9 protein-coding genes are annotated in these 14,431 nt (G+C 64.7%); 5 read left to right on the top strand and 4 right to left on the bottom strand.

From position 1 onward, the window contains the following. The first annotated feature begins 155 nt into the window (after positions 1-155). Both NPX02_RS13975 and NPX02_RS13970 read left to right on the top strand, forming a co-directional pair. Positions 156-1,241: an efflux RND transporter periplasmic adaptor subunit gene (locus NPX02_RS13975; RefSeq protein ID WP_260294361.1), complete on the top strand. Its 1,086-nt coding sequence runs from the start codon at positions 156-158 to the stop codon at positions 1,239-1,241. Beyond that, positions 1,234-4,452 (top strand): efflux RND transporter permease subunit, encoded by a 3,219-nt coding sequence (locus NPX02_RS13970; RefSeq protein ID WP_260294360.1) that lies wholly within the window; start codon positions 1,234-1,236, stop codon positions 4,450-4,452. The genes NPX02_RS13975 and NPX02_RS13970 overlap by 8 nt, the downstream gene beginning before the upstream one ends. A gap of 294 nt (positions 4,453-4,746) precedes the next feature. Here NPX02_RS13970 and NPX02_RS13965 read toward each other — a convergent pair whose 3' ends face one another. Continuing rightward, a complete protein-coding gene (locus NPX02_RS13965; RefSeq protein WP_260294359.1) occupies positions 4,747-5,946 on the bottom strand; it encodes a TraB/GumN family protein in 1,200 nt (399 codons plus the stop codon). A 432-nt stretch (positions 5,947-6,378) separates the two neighbouring features. On the opposite strand from NPX02_RS13965, the gene NPX02_RS13960 reads away from it, so the two are divergent. Genes NPX02_RS13960 through NPX02_RS13950 form a run of 3 tightly spaced genes read left to right on the top strand, consistent with a single transcriptional unit; the run spans position 6,379 to position 8,566 of the window. Further along, the gene (locus NPX02_RS13960) at positions 6,379-6,795 is read left to right on the top strand and encodes a hypothetical protein (RefSeq protein ID WP_260294358.1); all 417 of its coding nucleotides are present in this window, start codon (positions 6,379-6,381) and stop codon (positions 6,793-6,795) included. Continuing rightward, on the top strand, positions 6,795-7,898 hold the full coding sequence (locus NPX02_RS13955; RefSeq protein ID WP_260294357.1) for an AI-2E family transporter: 1,104 nt from the start codon (positions 6,795-6,797) through the stop codon (positions 7,896-7,898). The genes NPX02_RS13960 and NPX02_RS13955 overlap by 1 nt, the downstream gene beginning before the upstream one ends. A 5-nt stretch (positions 7,899-7,903) precedes the next feature. Beyond that, complete coding sequence (locus NPX02_RS13950; protein WP_260294356.1) at positions 7,904-8,566, top strand: hypothetical protein; 663 nt, start codon at positions 7,904-7,906, stop codon at positions 8,564-8,566. A gap of 48 nt (positions 8,567-8,614) precedes the next feature. On the opposite strand, the gene NPX02_RS13945 is transcribed toward NPX02_RS13950, so the two are convergent. The 3 genes from NPX02_RS13945 to NPX02_RS13935 all read right to left on the bottom strand — a co-directional run bounded on the left by NPX02_RS13945 (position 8,615) and on the right by NPX02_RS13935 (position 14,327). Beyond that, complete coding sequence (locus NPX02_RS13945; protein ID WP_260294355.1) at positions 8,615-12,478, bottom strand: DUF3683 domain-containing protein; 3,864 nt, start codon at positions 12,476-12,478, stop codon at positions 8,615-8,617. Between the two features lie 661 nt (positions 12,479-13,139). Then, entirely contained in the window at positions 13,140-13,472 is a 333-nt protein-coding gene (locus tag NPX02_RS13940) for a PilZ domain-containing protein (protein WP_260294354.1), read from the bottom strand. A 144-nt stretch (positions 13,473-13,616) separates the two neighbouring features. Further along, the gene (locus tag NPX02_RS13935; protein WP_260294353.1) at positions 13,617-14,327 is read right to left on the bottom strand and encodes a hypothetical protein; all 711 of its coding nucleotides are present in this window, start codon (positions 14,325-14,327) and stop codon (positions 13,617-13,619) included. Between the last annotated feature and the right edge of the window lie 104 nt (positions 14,328-14,431).

The following is a 14,431-nucleotide window of genomic DNA, read 5'->3' as shown; positions in this document are numbered from 1 at the left end:
TCACGCCAGGAAAACAACATAACGAATCCCTATCCCGACGGGAGCAGTCGCGGTAGGATAAAAGCGGATAGGGCCAACAGCATAAGCCGTTAAAAAACAACTTAAATCAACTGAATTTATAGGCCCAGTAACTTACTCTATGGACCGCTGACCAGATGAAGAAAAAAGGACCCCGGATGCGCCGTCTCAGTCTCAGTCTATTACTACTTGCCACCTTCCCCTTCTCTCCGCTGCCGGCCGCGGAAACCCTGGCCACCGGCAGCGCCCGACTGATCGATATCCCGCGCGAATACCGCCTGGACGGGGTGGTCGAGGCGACCAACCAGTCCACCATCTCGGCCCAGACCAGCGGCCAGGTGGTGGAGATCCTGGTGGACGTGGATGACTTTGTCGAACAGGGGGCGGTGATCATCCGCCTCAAGGATACCGAGCAGCGTGCCCGGCTGGAGCAGGCCGAGGCCGAGCTGCGGGCCGCCAACGCCGTGCGGCAGGAGGCCAGCCGGGAGTATGAGCGCATCCGCGAGATCTTCCAGCGCAAGCTGGTGGCACAGTCGGCCATGGACAAGGCAACCGCCAACCTGCAGGCGTCCCGCGCCCGCCAGGAGGCCGCCAGCGCCGCCCTCGACCAGGCACGGGAGCAGCTGGAATACACCCGTATCCGCGCCCCCTATGCCGGCATCGTCACCGAACGCCTGATCGAGACCGGCGAGACCGCCACACCGGGCCAACGGCTGATCAGCGGCATCTCACTGGAGCAGCTGCGGGTCTCGGTCGACGTCCCGCAGAGCCTGATCCCAACCATCCGCGAGCAGGCCCGGGCGCGGGTGCTGCTGCCGGATGGCAGCGCGGTGGAGTCCACCGACCTGACCGTCTTCCCGTTTGCCGATCCGGCCAGCGGCACCTTCCGGGTGCGTCTGCAGCTCCCCACCGGTGTAGCGGGCCTGTTCCCCGGCATGCTGGTGAAGACCCGTTTCGAGATCGGCACCCTGCAGCAGCTGCTGATCCCCGCCGCCAGCGTGGTCTACCGCAGCGAAGTGACCGCGGTCTATGTGGTGGATGAGGAGCAGCGACTCTCCCTGCGCCATATCCAGACCGGCCATAGACGCAACGGCGACATGATCGCGGTGCTCTCCGGCCTGGAAGAGGGCGAACGGGTAGCCCTCGACCCGGTCGAGGCGGGTAGCCGGCTGAAACTGCAGTCGCCCGGGCATCTCCCGGCCAAGGGACCGGCCGATGAGTAGGCTGGGTATCTCCGGCCGCATTGCCGAGCGCTTCCTCTCCACCGAGATCACCCCCCTGCTGGCCCTGGTGGGGCTGCTGCTGGGGCTGTTCGCGATCCTGGTGACGCCGCGGGAGGAGGAGCCGCAGATCAATGTCACCTTTGCCAACGTTTTCATCCCGTTTCCCGGCGCCAGCGCCACGGAGATCGAAAACCTGGTGGCCACCCCGGCCGAACAGGTGCTCTCGGAGATCGAGGAGATCAAGCATATCTACTCCGTCTCCAGCCCGGGGATGGCCACGCTCACCCTGCAGTACCAGGTGGGGGTGGACCGCACCGACGCCATCGTGCGCCTCTACAACAAGGTCTTCTCCAACCAGGACTGGCTGCCGCCCAACCTGGAGGTGGGGCAGCCGATCATCAAACCCAAGGGGATCGACGATGTGCCCATTGTCACCCTGACGCTGCGCTCGGACGACCCGCAGACTGGCGCCTATGAGCTGGGGCAGGTGGCCCATGCCATCGAGGCGGAACTGAAACGGGTGCCGGGGACCCGGGATATCTACACCATTGGCGCGCCGACCCGGCTGGTGAGCGTGCGGCTCGACCCGGAGGCCCTGGCCGGCTACCGCATCGACCTCAACCAGTTGCGCCAGAGCCTGCAGGCAGGCAACAGCGTGCGCGATGACCTGACCATCACCCGCGACAACCGGGAGATCCTGGTACAGGCCGGCAGCTTCCTCACCCACAGCGAGGAGATCGGTGACCTGGTGGTGGCCAGCCATGCCGGCCGGCCGGTATACCTGCGCGACGTGGCCGAGATCCGCCAGGGCCCGGACACGCCGGACCAGTACGTCTGGCTGGGGGCCGGCCCCGGCGCTGCCGCCAAGCAGTTGACCCTGGAGGGCACCACCCCGGCGGTCACCATCGCCATTGCCAAGAAGCCCGGCACCAACGCGGTGGATATCGCCAACGCGGTGATCCAGCGCTTCGACCAGTTGAAGGGCACCTTCATCCCCAGCGACATCAAGGCCACCGTCACGCGCAATTACGGCGAGACCGCCGACACCAAGGCGAAACAGCTGATCAGCAAGCTGATCTTCGCCACCCTCTCGGTGGTGCTGCTGGTGCTGTTTGCCCTGGGCTGGCGGGAATCCCTGATCGTCGGCGCGGCCGTGGTGGTGACCCTGGCCATTACCCTGTTCGCCTCCTGGGCCTGGGGCTTCACCCTCAACCGGGTATCCCTGTTTGCCCTGATCTTCTCCATCGGCATCCTGGTGGACGACGCCATCGTGGTGGTGGAGAACATCCATCGCCACCTGGCCATGGGCAGCCGCAACCTGCTGCAGGCAATCCCCGCCGCCGTCGACGAGGTGGGCGGGCCGACCATCCTGGCCACCTTCACGGTGATCGCGGCGCTGCTGCCGATGGCCTTCGTCACCGGGCTGATGGGGCCCTACATGAGCCCGATCCCGATCAACGCCAGCCTCGGCATGCTGATCTCCCTGGCGGTGGCCTTCATCTTCACCCCCTGGCTCACCCACAAGGTACTGGGCCGCACCAGCTACCAGGATCACCAGCCGCCGGGCGGCCCGGCCAACCCGCTGATGCAGCGGGTCTTCAACCGCATCATGCCGCCGTTTCTCGCCGGTGGCCGGGGACGGGCGATGCGCTGGCTGCTGCTGGCGTCGGTGCTGATCCTGATCGCCGGCTCGTTTGCCCTGGTCGCCAACCAGTCGGTGGTGCTGAAGATGCTGCCGTTCGACAACAAATCGGAGTTCCAGGTGATGCTCGACATGCCGGAGGGCACCAGCCTGGAGCGGACCGCCCAGGTGCTCGACAGCATGGGGCGCTATCTCGGCGGCGTGACGGAAGTGACCGACTACCAGGTCTATGCCGGCACCTCCGCGCCGATCAGTTTCAACGGCCTGGTGCGGCAGTATTACCTGCGCCGCGGCGCCCACCTGGGGGACATCCAGGTCAACCTGGTGGACAAGGGATTGCGTGAGCGCAAGAGCCACGAAGTGGCCCTGGCGGTGCGTGCCCCGCTGCAGGCGATCGCCCGCCGCTTCGACGGCAACGCCAAGATCGTGGAACTGCCCCCTGGGCCGCCGGTTCAGGCCCCGCTGGTGGCCGAGGTCTACGGTATCGACTATGACGGCCAGATCCGGCAGGCCAAGGCGCTGCGTGCGCTGTTTGAGGCCACGCCCGATGTGATCGATGTGGACGACTCGGTGGAGTACCCCTCGGAGAAGATCATCCTGCAGGTGGACCGTGCCAAGGCGGCCCGGCTCGGCGTTGCCCAGGCGGAGATCACCCGCACCCTGGGGATGCTGCTGACCGGCGAGGACGTCAGTTACCTGCACGGGGAGAATCTCAAATATGCCGTGCCGATCCGGCTCGAACTCCACCCCGGGGACAAGACCGACATCACTCAGCTGCTGACATTACGACTCCAGGGGGCAGCGGGTAACTGGATCCCCCTCTCGGAAATCGTCACCGCGCTGCCCAGCCAACGTGCCCACGCCATCCAGCACAAGGATCTGCTGCCGGTGGTCTATGTGACCGGTGACATGGCCGGCGAGACCGACAGCCCGCTGTACGGCCTGTTTACCATCTCCGGGCAGTTGAAAAGCACAAACGGTCTGGAACAGTGGTTCCTCAGCCAGCCGCAGAACCCCTACGAATACAGCTTGAAGTGGGACGGCGAGTGGCAGGTCACCTATGAGACCTTCCGCGACATGGGCATTGCCTACTCGGTGGGCCTGCTGCTGATCTATCTGCTGGTGGTGGCCCAGTTCCGCTCCTACCTGGTCCCGCTAGTGATCATGGCCCCCATACCCCTGACCCTGATCGGCATCCTGCCGGGCCACGCCCTGCTGGATCGCCAGTTCACCGCCACCTCGATGATCGGCATGATCGCCCTGGCCGGCATCATCGTGCGCAACTCCATCCTGCTGGTGGACTTCATCAACCAGCAGGTACGGGAAGGCATGGCGCTGAACGAGGCGGTGGTGCTGTCGGCGGTGGTGCGGGCCAAACCGATCATCCTCACCGCGCTGGCGGCGATGGCGGGGGCCTTCTTCATCCTGGATGACCCGATCTTCAGTGGCCTGGCGGTCTCCCTGATCTTCGGCCTGCTGGTCTCCACCCTGTTGACCCTGGTGGTGATCCCGGTGGTCTACTACGCGGCGATGCAGAACCGGATCGAGCGGATCACCTCAACACCCTGAGGAGTCCGGGTCAAGCCGCGCGCAATCCGTAGGTTGGGGTGAGCCTGCGAACCCCAACATGTGGTGTTGAAAACAACCATCGTCCGTTGGGGTTCGCTCCACTCACCCCAACCTACGCGCTGCCTTGGCCGATAGGCGGCCCGTCGATCCGGGCAACCACGGGGGGTTGCCCCTACGCCCGTCCAAGGAAGTTAAGGGGTCAGAGCCCTTTTAGCACACGGCGCGGGGAATTCCGGTAGCGGGGCAAATCTAAAAGGGCTCTGACCCCTTAACGCTTAACGCTGTGACGAAAAACTACCCCACCAGCCGGTCGAAAATGCGGAAACCGGCCACATAGGTGCCGGCGGCCGAGCCCAGGGTGCTGAACAGAAACACCAGCAGGGTGCGGGAGACCCGGTTGCGCCACCAGCCGCGTACCTGGGTGGTGTCGTGCTTGAGGCGGGAAAAATCCCCCACCTGCGGCTTGCGCAGATAGAGCTCCGCCGCCGCGGTCACCATGCCAGCCCCGACCGTGGGATTGAGCGAGGTGATCGGTGCCGCAACAAACGCGGTGAGGATGGTCAGCGGATGTCCCGCGGCGATCAGCGCCCCCAGCGCCGACAGCGCGCCATTGATCAGCACCCAGTCCATCACCAGCTGCCAGCCCAGCTCCGGACTGCGCAGGAAGCCGATGACGAAGCCGCTGATCACCAGTGCCACGATCAACCAGGGGATCAGCCGCGGCCAGCGGCTTGGGGTGGGCAGGTGATCCAGCTTCTCGATCACCCGGGCCGGCCGCTCCATGCCGCTATCCAGGTAGGCGCGGATACCCTTCAAGTGGCCGGCACCAACCACCGCCAGCACCCGCTCCGGGGACTGCTCCTGCAGCTCCTGCAGCAGTCGCGCCGCCATGTAGCGGTCCCGTTCATCGATCAGCGGGGTGAACAGATCCTTGCGGTCCTCGGCGAACTCGGCAAAGGTGTGCTCCAGCACATCACCCTCCTTCAGCCCCTCGATATCCGCCTCGCTCACCTCGTCCCGGGAGATCAGGCTGCCCAGCAGGCCGGCAAACAGGCCGAAGCGCTTCCACCAGGGCACATTGTGCAGCACCCGTCGCAGGGTCACGCCGATCTCGCGGTCGATCAGCAGCACCGGCTTGTGATGCTCCTGGGCATGACGGATTGCCGCCAACTGTTCCGCCCCTGGCTCGATGCCAAACTGCTCGGCCAGGCGCTGCTGATAGGCGCCCAGGGCCAGGTTGGCCGCCACCATGCTGACCTTGCCTTCCCGCACCACCTTGAACAGGTCCATGCGGGCGAGGGCATCGGGATCGAGAATGGCATGATAACGGCTGGGGCAGAGCTCCACCGCCACCGCGTCATAGGTGCCGCTGTCCAGCAGCTCCCTGACCTTGTCCGCACTGGCGCGCGAAACGTGGGCGGTCCCCAGCAAAGTGACCTGGCTGTTTCCGATCCGGACCTCGAACAGAGGCTCCTGTTCCACGCTTTCTGACATTAAATTAGGCTCCCTGACAAGCCGGGCATCATACCTGCTTGAACGTCGCCTTGTCTTTCCCCTGTGTCACTGTTTGCCGCAATTGGCACCACAGAGACACAGCGTGTAGGTTGGGGTGAGCGGAGCGAACCCCAACGGACGATGGTTGCGTTCAACGCCACATGTTGGGGTTCGCAAGCTCACCCCAACCTACAGGTTTAAGGTGTTCCGGTAATCCGCTCCGTCACGTTGCCCAGACCCACCTCCGTATCCTCTGTGACTCCGTGGTGCATTGGAGGGTCTCTGATCGACTGTGCGAGTGAGCAATTACTCCTCGACCGCCAGTTATGCGCCGTTTCGCATCCGCCGCCGGCAAATCGTCGTATAACTCGGGCTGCATACATTTTTTCCCTGATCCGGGTTACACTGCCGGCACCATTACAGGAGTAAATAATGAGCGGAAGCATCCTGAGAACCGTCGCCCTGCTGACAGCACTAATCCTGCTGACGGGCTGCAAGACCCTAAACCTGATGCAGGATAAAAAGGAGGAGACGCTGCAGGACCGACTGAAGGCCTACCAGTCGACCCTCCGCTGGGGCTATCCGGGTCAGGTCTACAACTTCCTGCGCAAGGACATTGCCGCCCAGAACCCGGTCCCCACCAATCTGGGCAATGTCAGGGTCACCGACTACAAGGTGATCCGGCTGCCGGATCTGGTGGCGGAAAACCAGGCGACCCAGACCGCCGTCATCGGCTTCATTTTCGATGACCGGCAGGTGGAAAAGACCGTCCATGACCAGCAGCTCTGGGAGTACGACCCCGAGGCTAAAACCTGGTTTCGCATCAACCCGATCCCCGAGTACCGCTGATGCCGGAAACCCACCGACCGGCCAACGGCGGGCGCGTGCTGCTGACTACGGCGGCCTTCGTCATCGTGGTGGCCGGGATGCGCGAGGCCCAGGGCATCCTGGTGCCGTTCCTGCTCTCCGGGTTTATCGCCATCATCGCCGCCCCAGCGCTGTTCTTTCTGCGTGCCTACCGGGTGCCGTCGGTGATCGCCATCATCCTGGTGATCCTGGCGATCGCCTCCAGCGGCCTGTTGCTGGGGGTGCTGGTGGGCAACGCGGTGGACGACTTCTCCTCCCAACTGCCGGTCTATCAGACCAAGCTCAAGGTCCTCACCGGCGCCGCGCTGCAGTGGCTCTCGGGACTGGGGGTGGCGCTGCCGGAACAGACCTTCTCCAAGCTGCTGGACCCGGCCCGGGCGATGTCCATGGCGGCACAGGGTCTGAGCAGCCTGGGCGGGCTGCTGACCAACACCTTCCTGATCCTGCTCACGGTGGTATTCATTCTGCTGGAGGCCTCCAGCTTCCCGGGCAAACTGCACCGCATCCTGGCCAACCCGGAGCAGTCGTTCCCCCACTTCGACCAGTTCCTCGACAACATCAAGCGCTACATGGTGATCAAGACCGCCACCAGCCTGCTCACCGGCGCCATCATCTACCTCTGGCTGCTGGTGGTCGGGGTGGACTACCCGGTGCTGTGGGGGGTGATCGCCTTCTTCCTCAATTTCGTGCCCAATATCGGCTCCATTATCGCCGCCATTCCCGCCCTGCTGCTGGCCTTGGTGCAGCTGGGGCCGGGCGGCACCGCCTGGGCGGCGCTCGGTTATCTGCTGGCCAACAATCTGGTGGGCAACGTGATCGAGCCGCGCTTCATGGGCAAGGGACTGGGCCTCTCCAGTCTGGTGGTGTTCCTCTCCCTGGTGTTCTGGGGTTGGGTCCTGGGGACCGTCGGCATGTTCCTCTCCGTGCCCCTGACCATGACTATCAAGATCGCCCTGGACAGCAACGACGACACCCGCTGGCTGGCGATCCTGCTCGGCCCCGAGGTCGAGGATGAGCCTGACCAGCCGAAACCGGGGGGCCTGCTGCGCTGGCGGCTGCCCCAGAAACCAGAGACCGACGAGTAGCATCTATGTCCTCACTCAGATTCAGCACCTTCCCCGGCAAACGCGAGCGCCACCTGCTGCGCAAGCAGCACAACCCCCTGTTCCCGGAGCCGCAGCGCACCATCACCCCGGCCCAACTGGAACAGGCCCAGCGCCTGGACCATGAGGAGTTGGTGGAGTTCATCAGCAGCTTCCGTGCCCTGGTCCACGAGGCGACCCAGCTGCCCGAAAACGCCGGGAGCGAGCGCATCCTCGCCATCAAGGAGCGGCTGGACCAGACCTATGAGCAGGCGGCCCGCATGGCGGACGATCAGCACGAGATCCAGCAGGGGGTCGAGAAACTGGTGGCGGTGGTGATGCAGGCGGTACGCAAGGGCGCGGGCAGCGATCCGCTGGCGCTGCAGGAGCTGGCCGACGAGGAGGCGGCGCGCAGCACCCATTACGCCCTGCTGGCCTACCCCCTGGTGGCCGACCTGCTGGATCCGGATTCGGTGATCAGCGAGCAGGAACTGCTGCCGAGCCTGCTCTCCGCGTCGCCGGAGGCGCTACGGGCGGCCCGCTCCCTGTTCGACCCGGCGCAGCTGGCGGCGCTGGCGGAGGCAGGCCGGACGCTGCTGGAAGAGACCGCCAACGCCCCCGACGAGGCCCGGGCCCGACTGCGCGAGCTATCGCGGCAGCGGGACAATTGATGAAGCTGTTAAGGGGCTGCCCCGACGGACATCAGTGGCCTGCCGGTCTCACAGCAGCACCCGCTCGATGCCCCCCTGCATCACCCGCTCGACGAAGGTCTTTTGCCAGTTCTCGCCCAGCCGGTCCCTGGCCAGCTCCTCGACGATGTAGGAGACCTCCAGGCCGGTCTCGTCCTTGTAGCGGTTCAGCCCCTGGGTACAGGCGGGACAGGAGGTGAGCATCTTCACATTGCCCCCGACCGCCCGCTCGGCGCCGCTCAGCGCCTTGATCCCCTGCTCCAGCTCCTCCACCTTGCGATAACGCAGCTGGCTGGCGATATCCGGGCGCGCCGTCCCCAGGGTGCCGGCCTCGCCGCAGCAGCGGTCGGACAACAGCACCTTCTTGTCCATCAGCTTCGACGCCACCTCGGTGGGGTTGTACTGCTTCATCGGGCTGTGGCAGGGATCGTGATAGAGATACTGGGTGGCGTCGCCGTGCTCCAGCACCACCCCCTTCTCCATCAGGTACTCGTGGATATCCAGCAGCCGGCAGCCGGGGAAGATCTTCTCGAACTCGTACTTCATCAGCTGATCGATACAGGTGCCGCAGGAGACGATGACCGTCTTGATGTCCATGTAGTTGAGGGTGTTGGCGACGCGGTGGAACAGCACCCGGTTGCCGGTGGTGATCTCCAGCCCCTTGGCGTGCTGACCGGCCGCGGTCTGCGGATAGCCGCAGCAGAGATAGCCGGGCGGCAGCACCACCTCGTTGCCCAGTTCGTAGAGCATGGCGATGGTGGCCAGTCCGACATCGCTGAACAGCCGCTCGGAACCGCAGCCGGGGAAGTAGAAGATGGCGTCCGACTCGTCGTTTACCTTGGCCGGATCGCGGAAGATCGGGATCATGCCGCTCTCCTCGATCCCGAGCAGGGCACGGGTGGTCTTTTTCGGCAGCTCCACCCGGATCGGCCGGCGCACCAGCTCCACCGCCAGCGCCTTGGGCTCCGGGCGGCCGGTGGTGGCGTGTGGGATCTGCTTGCCGCGCCCCAGCAGGCCGGTGCGCCGGAACAGCGCGTGGCCCAGCGCCAGCCCCTTGAAGCCCCACTCCAGCATGCCCTTGCGCAGGCTGCGGATGGTGCGCGGATCGGTGGTGTTGAGGAACGACATGGCCGCCCAAGTGCCGAGATTGCGCCGCTTCTTGCCCTGCTCGGTGAGGATCTTGCGCATGCGCACGGTGACCTCGCCGAAGTCGATATTGACCGGGCAGGGGTTGAGGCACTTGTGGCAGATGGTGCAGTGGTCCGCCACGTCGTTCATCTCCTCGAAATGGCGCAGCGAGATGCCGCGCCGGGTCTGCTCCTCGTAGAGGAAAGCCTCGATGATCAGGCCGGTGCCGAGGATTTTGTTGCGCGGCGAGTAGAGCAGGTTGGCGCGCGGCACGTGGGTCATGCACACCGGCTTGCACTTGCCGCAGCGCAGGCAGTGCTTGATGTCGTCGTTGAGCTCGCCCAGCTCGCTCGCTTCGAGGATGATCGCCTCCTGCTGCACCAGGCGCAACGACGGGGTGTAGGCGCCGTCCAGGTTGGAGCCGGGCATCAGCTTGCCGCGGTTGAAGTGGCGTCCGGGATCGACCCGCTCCTTGTAGGCGACGAAATCGCGCAGCTTCTCTTCCTCCATGAAACGGATCTTGGTCAGGCCGATACCGTGCTCGCCGGAGATCACCCCGTCGAGGGACTTGGCCAGCGCCATGATGCGCTCCACCATGCGCTCGGACTCGTGCAGCATCTCGTAGTTGTGCGAGTGCACCGGGATGTTGGTGTGCACGTTGCCGTCGCCGGCGTGCATGTGCAGGGCGACGAACAGGCGCGCATCGCGGATCTCGGCATGGATGGCGTTGAGCCGCTCCTGCACCGCCAGCATCTCCTGGCCGGCGAAGATCTCGTTCAGCCGTGTCATCACCTCCTTGCGGTAGTTCTGCACCAGGTCGCGCCGCAGCATCATGTCCAGCAGGCTGTCGCCGGGCCGCAGTTTTTCCAGCTCCTGCTCCCGCAGCAGGACGCGGTGCGCCGCCGCCGGGGCCTCCAGGTGCTCCAGGATCTGCCGCCAGCGCTGTTCGGCCGTGGCCACCACCTCGCAGGCGGCGTCGCGCTTGGCCTGGAGGATGGCGCGGCTCTCCTCCGACTCCTCGTACTCCTCCGGCAGCCGCAGCTCCGGCATGCGGCCGCGTAGATAAGCCAGCACCGCGCGCATGATCTGCAGCTTGTTGCTGATCGACTGCTCGATATTGATCTGTTCGATGCCGCGACTGTACTCCGCCAGCCGCTCCAGCGGGATCACCACGTCCTCGTTCACCTTGAAGGCGTTGGTGTGGGCGGAGATGGCGGCGGTACGGCTGCGGTCGAGCCAGAAGCGGCGCCGCGCCTCGGGGCTGACGGCGATGAAGCCCTCGCCCTCGCGGGCATTTACCAGCCGCACCACCTCGGAGGCGGCCTGGGCCACCGCCGTCTCGTCGTCCGACACCAGATCGGTGATCAGCACCATCTTCGGCCGCTCGCGGCGCGGCGCCTTGGTGCTGTACTTGACCGCCTTGATATAGCGCTCGTCCAGGTGCTCCAGCCCCACCATCTCCACCCCTTCGGTGGCGGCGATGCGGTCGCGGATCTCAATAATGGCCGGCACCGCCCTGGAGAGGTCGGAGCCGAAAAACTCCATGCAGACGGTGCGCACATGGTCCGGCATGCGGTGCAGGATGAAGCGCGCCGAGGTGATCAGGCCGTCGCACCCCTCCTTCTGCACCCCGGGCAGGCCGGAGAGAAACTTGTCGGTGACATCCTTGCCCAGCCCCGCCTTGCGGAAGCTGGCACCCGGCATCGCCAGGATCTCCGGCTCGCCGACCCGGCTCTTTCCGTCCGCCCGGTAGCGGGTGATACGGAAGCTGACCCGCTCCTGCTCGTGGATCTTGCCCAGGTTGTGATTCAGCCGCTCCACCTCCAGCCAGTTGCCGTCCGGCATCACCATGCGCCAGGAGGCGAGGTTGTCCAGGGTGGTGCCCCACAGCACCGCCTTCTTGCCGCCGGCATTCATGGCGATGTTGCCGCCGATGGTGGAGGCGTTCTGCGAGGTGGGGTCCACGGCGAAGGCGAGACCGCTTCCGGCGGCCAGGTCGGAGACCCGCTTGGTCACCACCCCGGCACCCGCCTCGACCGTCGCCACCTTGCCTTCGACCCCGGGCAGCTCGCGGTACTCGACCGCGCCCAGCTGTTCCAGCTTCTCGGTGTTGATCACCGCGCAGTAGGGATCCAGGGGTACGGCTGACCCGGTATAGCCGGTGCCGCCGCCACGCGGAATGATGGTCAGGCCGCTGTCGATGCAGGCGCGCACGATCGGCGCCACCTCCTCCTCCCGATCCGGACAGATCACCACGAACGGCACCTCGACACGCCAGTCGGTGGCGTCGGTGGCGTGGGAGACCCGCGCCAGACCGCCGAAGTCCACGTTGTCGCGGCGGGTGATCCTGGCCAGCGCCCGGCTCACCCGGCGGCGCAGCTCCTGGTTATGCTGGAAGCAGGCGGAGAACTTCTCCACCGCCACCCGCGCGGCACCCAGCAGGCGGATGGCGTCCGCGTTGCCGTTGGTGCGGGCCTCGAACTGGTCCAGCCGATGCTTGAGGGCGTCGATCAGGGCGCCGCGGCGCGCCGCATCCATCAGCAGGTCGTCCTGCAGATAGGGATTGCGCACCACCACCCACATGTCCCCCAGCACCTCGTAGAGCATGCGCGCGGAGCGGCCGGTACGGCGGCTGCCGCGCAACTTCTCGATCACCTGCCACATCTCCTCGCCGAGGAAGCGGATGACGATCTCCCGATCGGAAAACGAGGTGTAGTTGTAGGGTATCTCGCGGATACGCTGGGGTTCGATTGCAGGATCGGCCATAGGATCTAAATAACTCGGCAGGAGGCGTTACTTGTGATATCAGCTGCTTATGTACGCCCAAGGCGTATTAATACAGGGAGAGTGGCGTATTTTATCCCAATCCGGACTGAAACAGTAGGTCTTGCATGCGGAATCACCCGGGGAAACCATTGAAATTGCAAGGTAAGTTATTATTGACGGGGTGTACAGCCCGACTCCATCCCCGGCACGGAAACAGGCAGTCGATCGCTTCGGAATGTAAAGTTGGCGAATGACCTCCCGCCAAGACGCCAAGAGCGCAAAGGTGTAACTTCTCACCCGGTCTGTAAGTGATTGGCCTGCCTTGTTGGCCTCACACGATGGCTTGTTCCCTCGAATCCGGCCCCCTTTTCAGCGCCTGCCCAAACTCGCTTCGCTCAAACAAGGGCAGGCTTGAATCTGAAAACGGGACCGGATTCGAGGCGCCATCAAGATCGGCCAACAAGGCAGGCCAATCACCCCGTGAGTAGTTACGAAAAAAGGTTTTCTTGGCGCCTTTGCGAGAGTAAAGATCCTATTGACCAGACAGGCACGGGATCGGGACCCGCCCGGTCCCGACGCCAACCCGCCTCGGGGCAACCACGGGGCGTTGCCCCTACGAATGGTCCTGGATGCAGATACCAAGGCGGACCTGCAAGGTGGATCAGGGGAATTCGAGCCCCACCTCTTCCACCGCCAGCATCCGTTCGATACTGCAGGCGACCAAAAAGCCCCCGACCACCCCGTTCTCAACCGGCGTGCAGCGAATCACCTTCACCACCGCGTGCAGCGGCGGGGTGATGGCCTTGCCGGGCTGGATCTCCACATTCAGCGTCGCCCCGGCGGCCAGTTCCCGCCCGATCCGCAACTGTAGCCCGCCGGCGCTGAGATCCTTGACCGTGGCGTTTTGCACGGCATCTTCACCCGCCACCCGATAACGCGCCGCACAGTCCACCGCCATGCGATAAAAGTCCCGCTTCTCTGCATAGTCCTGCATTGCTCACCCCTGTCGGATTGTTGTTAAAGTCCCCTGGAATCCCGGTACCGGTCAGGCCGGTACCATCACTAACACCCCGCCCGATGCAGTAGGCGCGACCTGTTGACACACCCCACCCACATCGGCGCAAAAAACACACTATCTCTATGGGTCGACCGGTTTCCCGGATACTGAAGGGGGGAAAGGCTTTTTTTGCCCGGTATCCGCCCTCATCAATGCCTCCGCCTGGCGCGTCGAGAGATGACGCCAGGGCAGCGGAAACAGCGCCGGCACCCGCTCCCGGTAGCGGCGGTAGCGCTCCCCGTGATAGACCAGCAGCTTGCGCTCCTCGAGCCGCGAACCGAGGATGAAATAGCCGCTGATCATCAGGCTGGAGAGCAGAAACACGCCATCCATGTCGCGGGTCCAGACCATCACCAGCGCCAGGAAGTACCAGGGGTGGCGCACGAAGCGGTGCAGCGGCGAGATGTAGAAGCGCTCCTGATCCTCGACCCGCCGTTCGCGCTCGCGCCACTGGCGCAGGCCGAGGAACTCGGCGCCATCGTAGTAGCGCAGCGACCAGACGAAGCCACCGATGGCCGCAAGCGCCAATCCGTTGGACAGCCACCAGCCCGGCCCCGTCCAGCGCCACAGAAAGTCACCGTGCCAGCGGTAGATCAGCCACAGCGACGGGGCCAGGGTGATCGCCGCCAGCAGATTGAACCCCAGCCGGTAGAGCGGCATGCGTTCCGGCCAGCGCCGCGCCACCCGCTGCTTCAGCCACAGCGAGGCGGTGAACGAGTGCACCAGGCCGTACAGCAGCCAGGCGGAGCAGACGATCACTATCTGTTCAGCGGTAAGTTCCAGCAGTTTCATCCTGCCTCCGTCTAACGATTTCCCGGTTCGGGTAGGCTCATTCTGAATCTCGATTCAACCGCGAAGAACGCAAAGTGCGCAAAGAGATACAATAGCTTACCTTT

Source organism: Sedimenticola hydrogenitrophicus (assembly GCF_025175675.1).
Taxonomy (GTDB): Bacteria; Pseudomonadota; Gammaproteobacteria; order Chromatiales; family Chromatiaceae; genus Sedimenticola; species Sedimenticola hydrogenitrophicus.
Note: the sequence above shows the minus strand (reverse complement) of the source record. Positions and strands in the feature narration are given on the sequence as shown.

What these genes read in the sequence shown, in the direction of transcription:
- NPX02_RS13975 (WP_260294361.1), top strand. Translation starts at nt 156, where the DNA reads ATGAAGAAAAAAGGACCCCGGATGCGCCGTCTCAGTCTCAGTCTATTA.
- NPX02_RS13970 (WP_260294360.1), top strand. Translation starts at nt 1,234, where the DNA reads ATGAGTAGGCTGGGTATCTCCGGCCGCATTGCCGAGCGCTTCCTCTCC.
- NPX02_RS13965 (WP_260294359.1), bottom strand. Translation starts at nt 5,946, where the DNA reads ATGTCAGAAAGCGTGGAACAGGAGCCTCTGTTCGAGGTCCGGATCGGA.
- NPX02_RS13960 (WP_260294358.1), top strand. Translation starts at nt 6,379, where the DNA reads ATGAGCGGAAGCATCCTGAGAACCGTCGCCCTGCTGACAGCACTAATC.
- NPX02_RS13955 (WP_260294357.1), top strand. Translation starts at nt 6,795, where the DNA reads ATGCCGGAAACCCACCGACCGGCCAACGGCGGGCGCGTGCTGCTGACT.
- NPX02_RS13950 (WP_260294356.1), top strand. Translation starts at nt 7,904, where the DNA reads ATGTCCTCACTCAGATTCAGCACCTTCCCCGGCAAACGCGAGCGCCAC.
- NPX02_RS13945 (WP_260294355.1), bottom strand. Translation starts at nt 12,478, where the DNA reads ATGGCCGATCCTGCAATCGAACCCCAGCGTATCCGCGAGATACCCTAC.
- NPX02_RS13940 (WP_260294354.1), bottom strand. Translation starts at nt 13,472, where the DNA reads ATGCAGGACTATGCAGAGAAGCGGGACTTTTATCGCATGGCGGTGGAC.
- NPX02_RS13935 (WP_260294353.1), bottom strand. Translation starts at nt 14,327, where the DNA reads ATGAAACTGCTGGAACTTACCGCTGAACAGATAGTGATCGTCTGCTCC.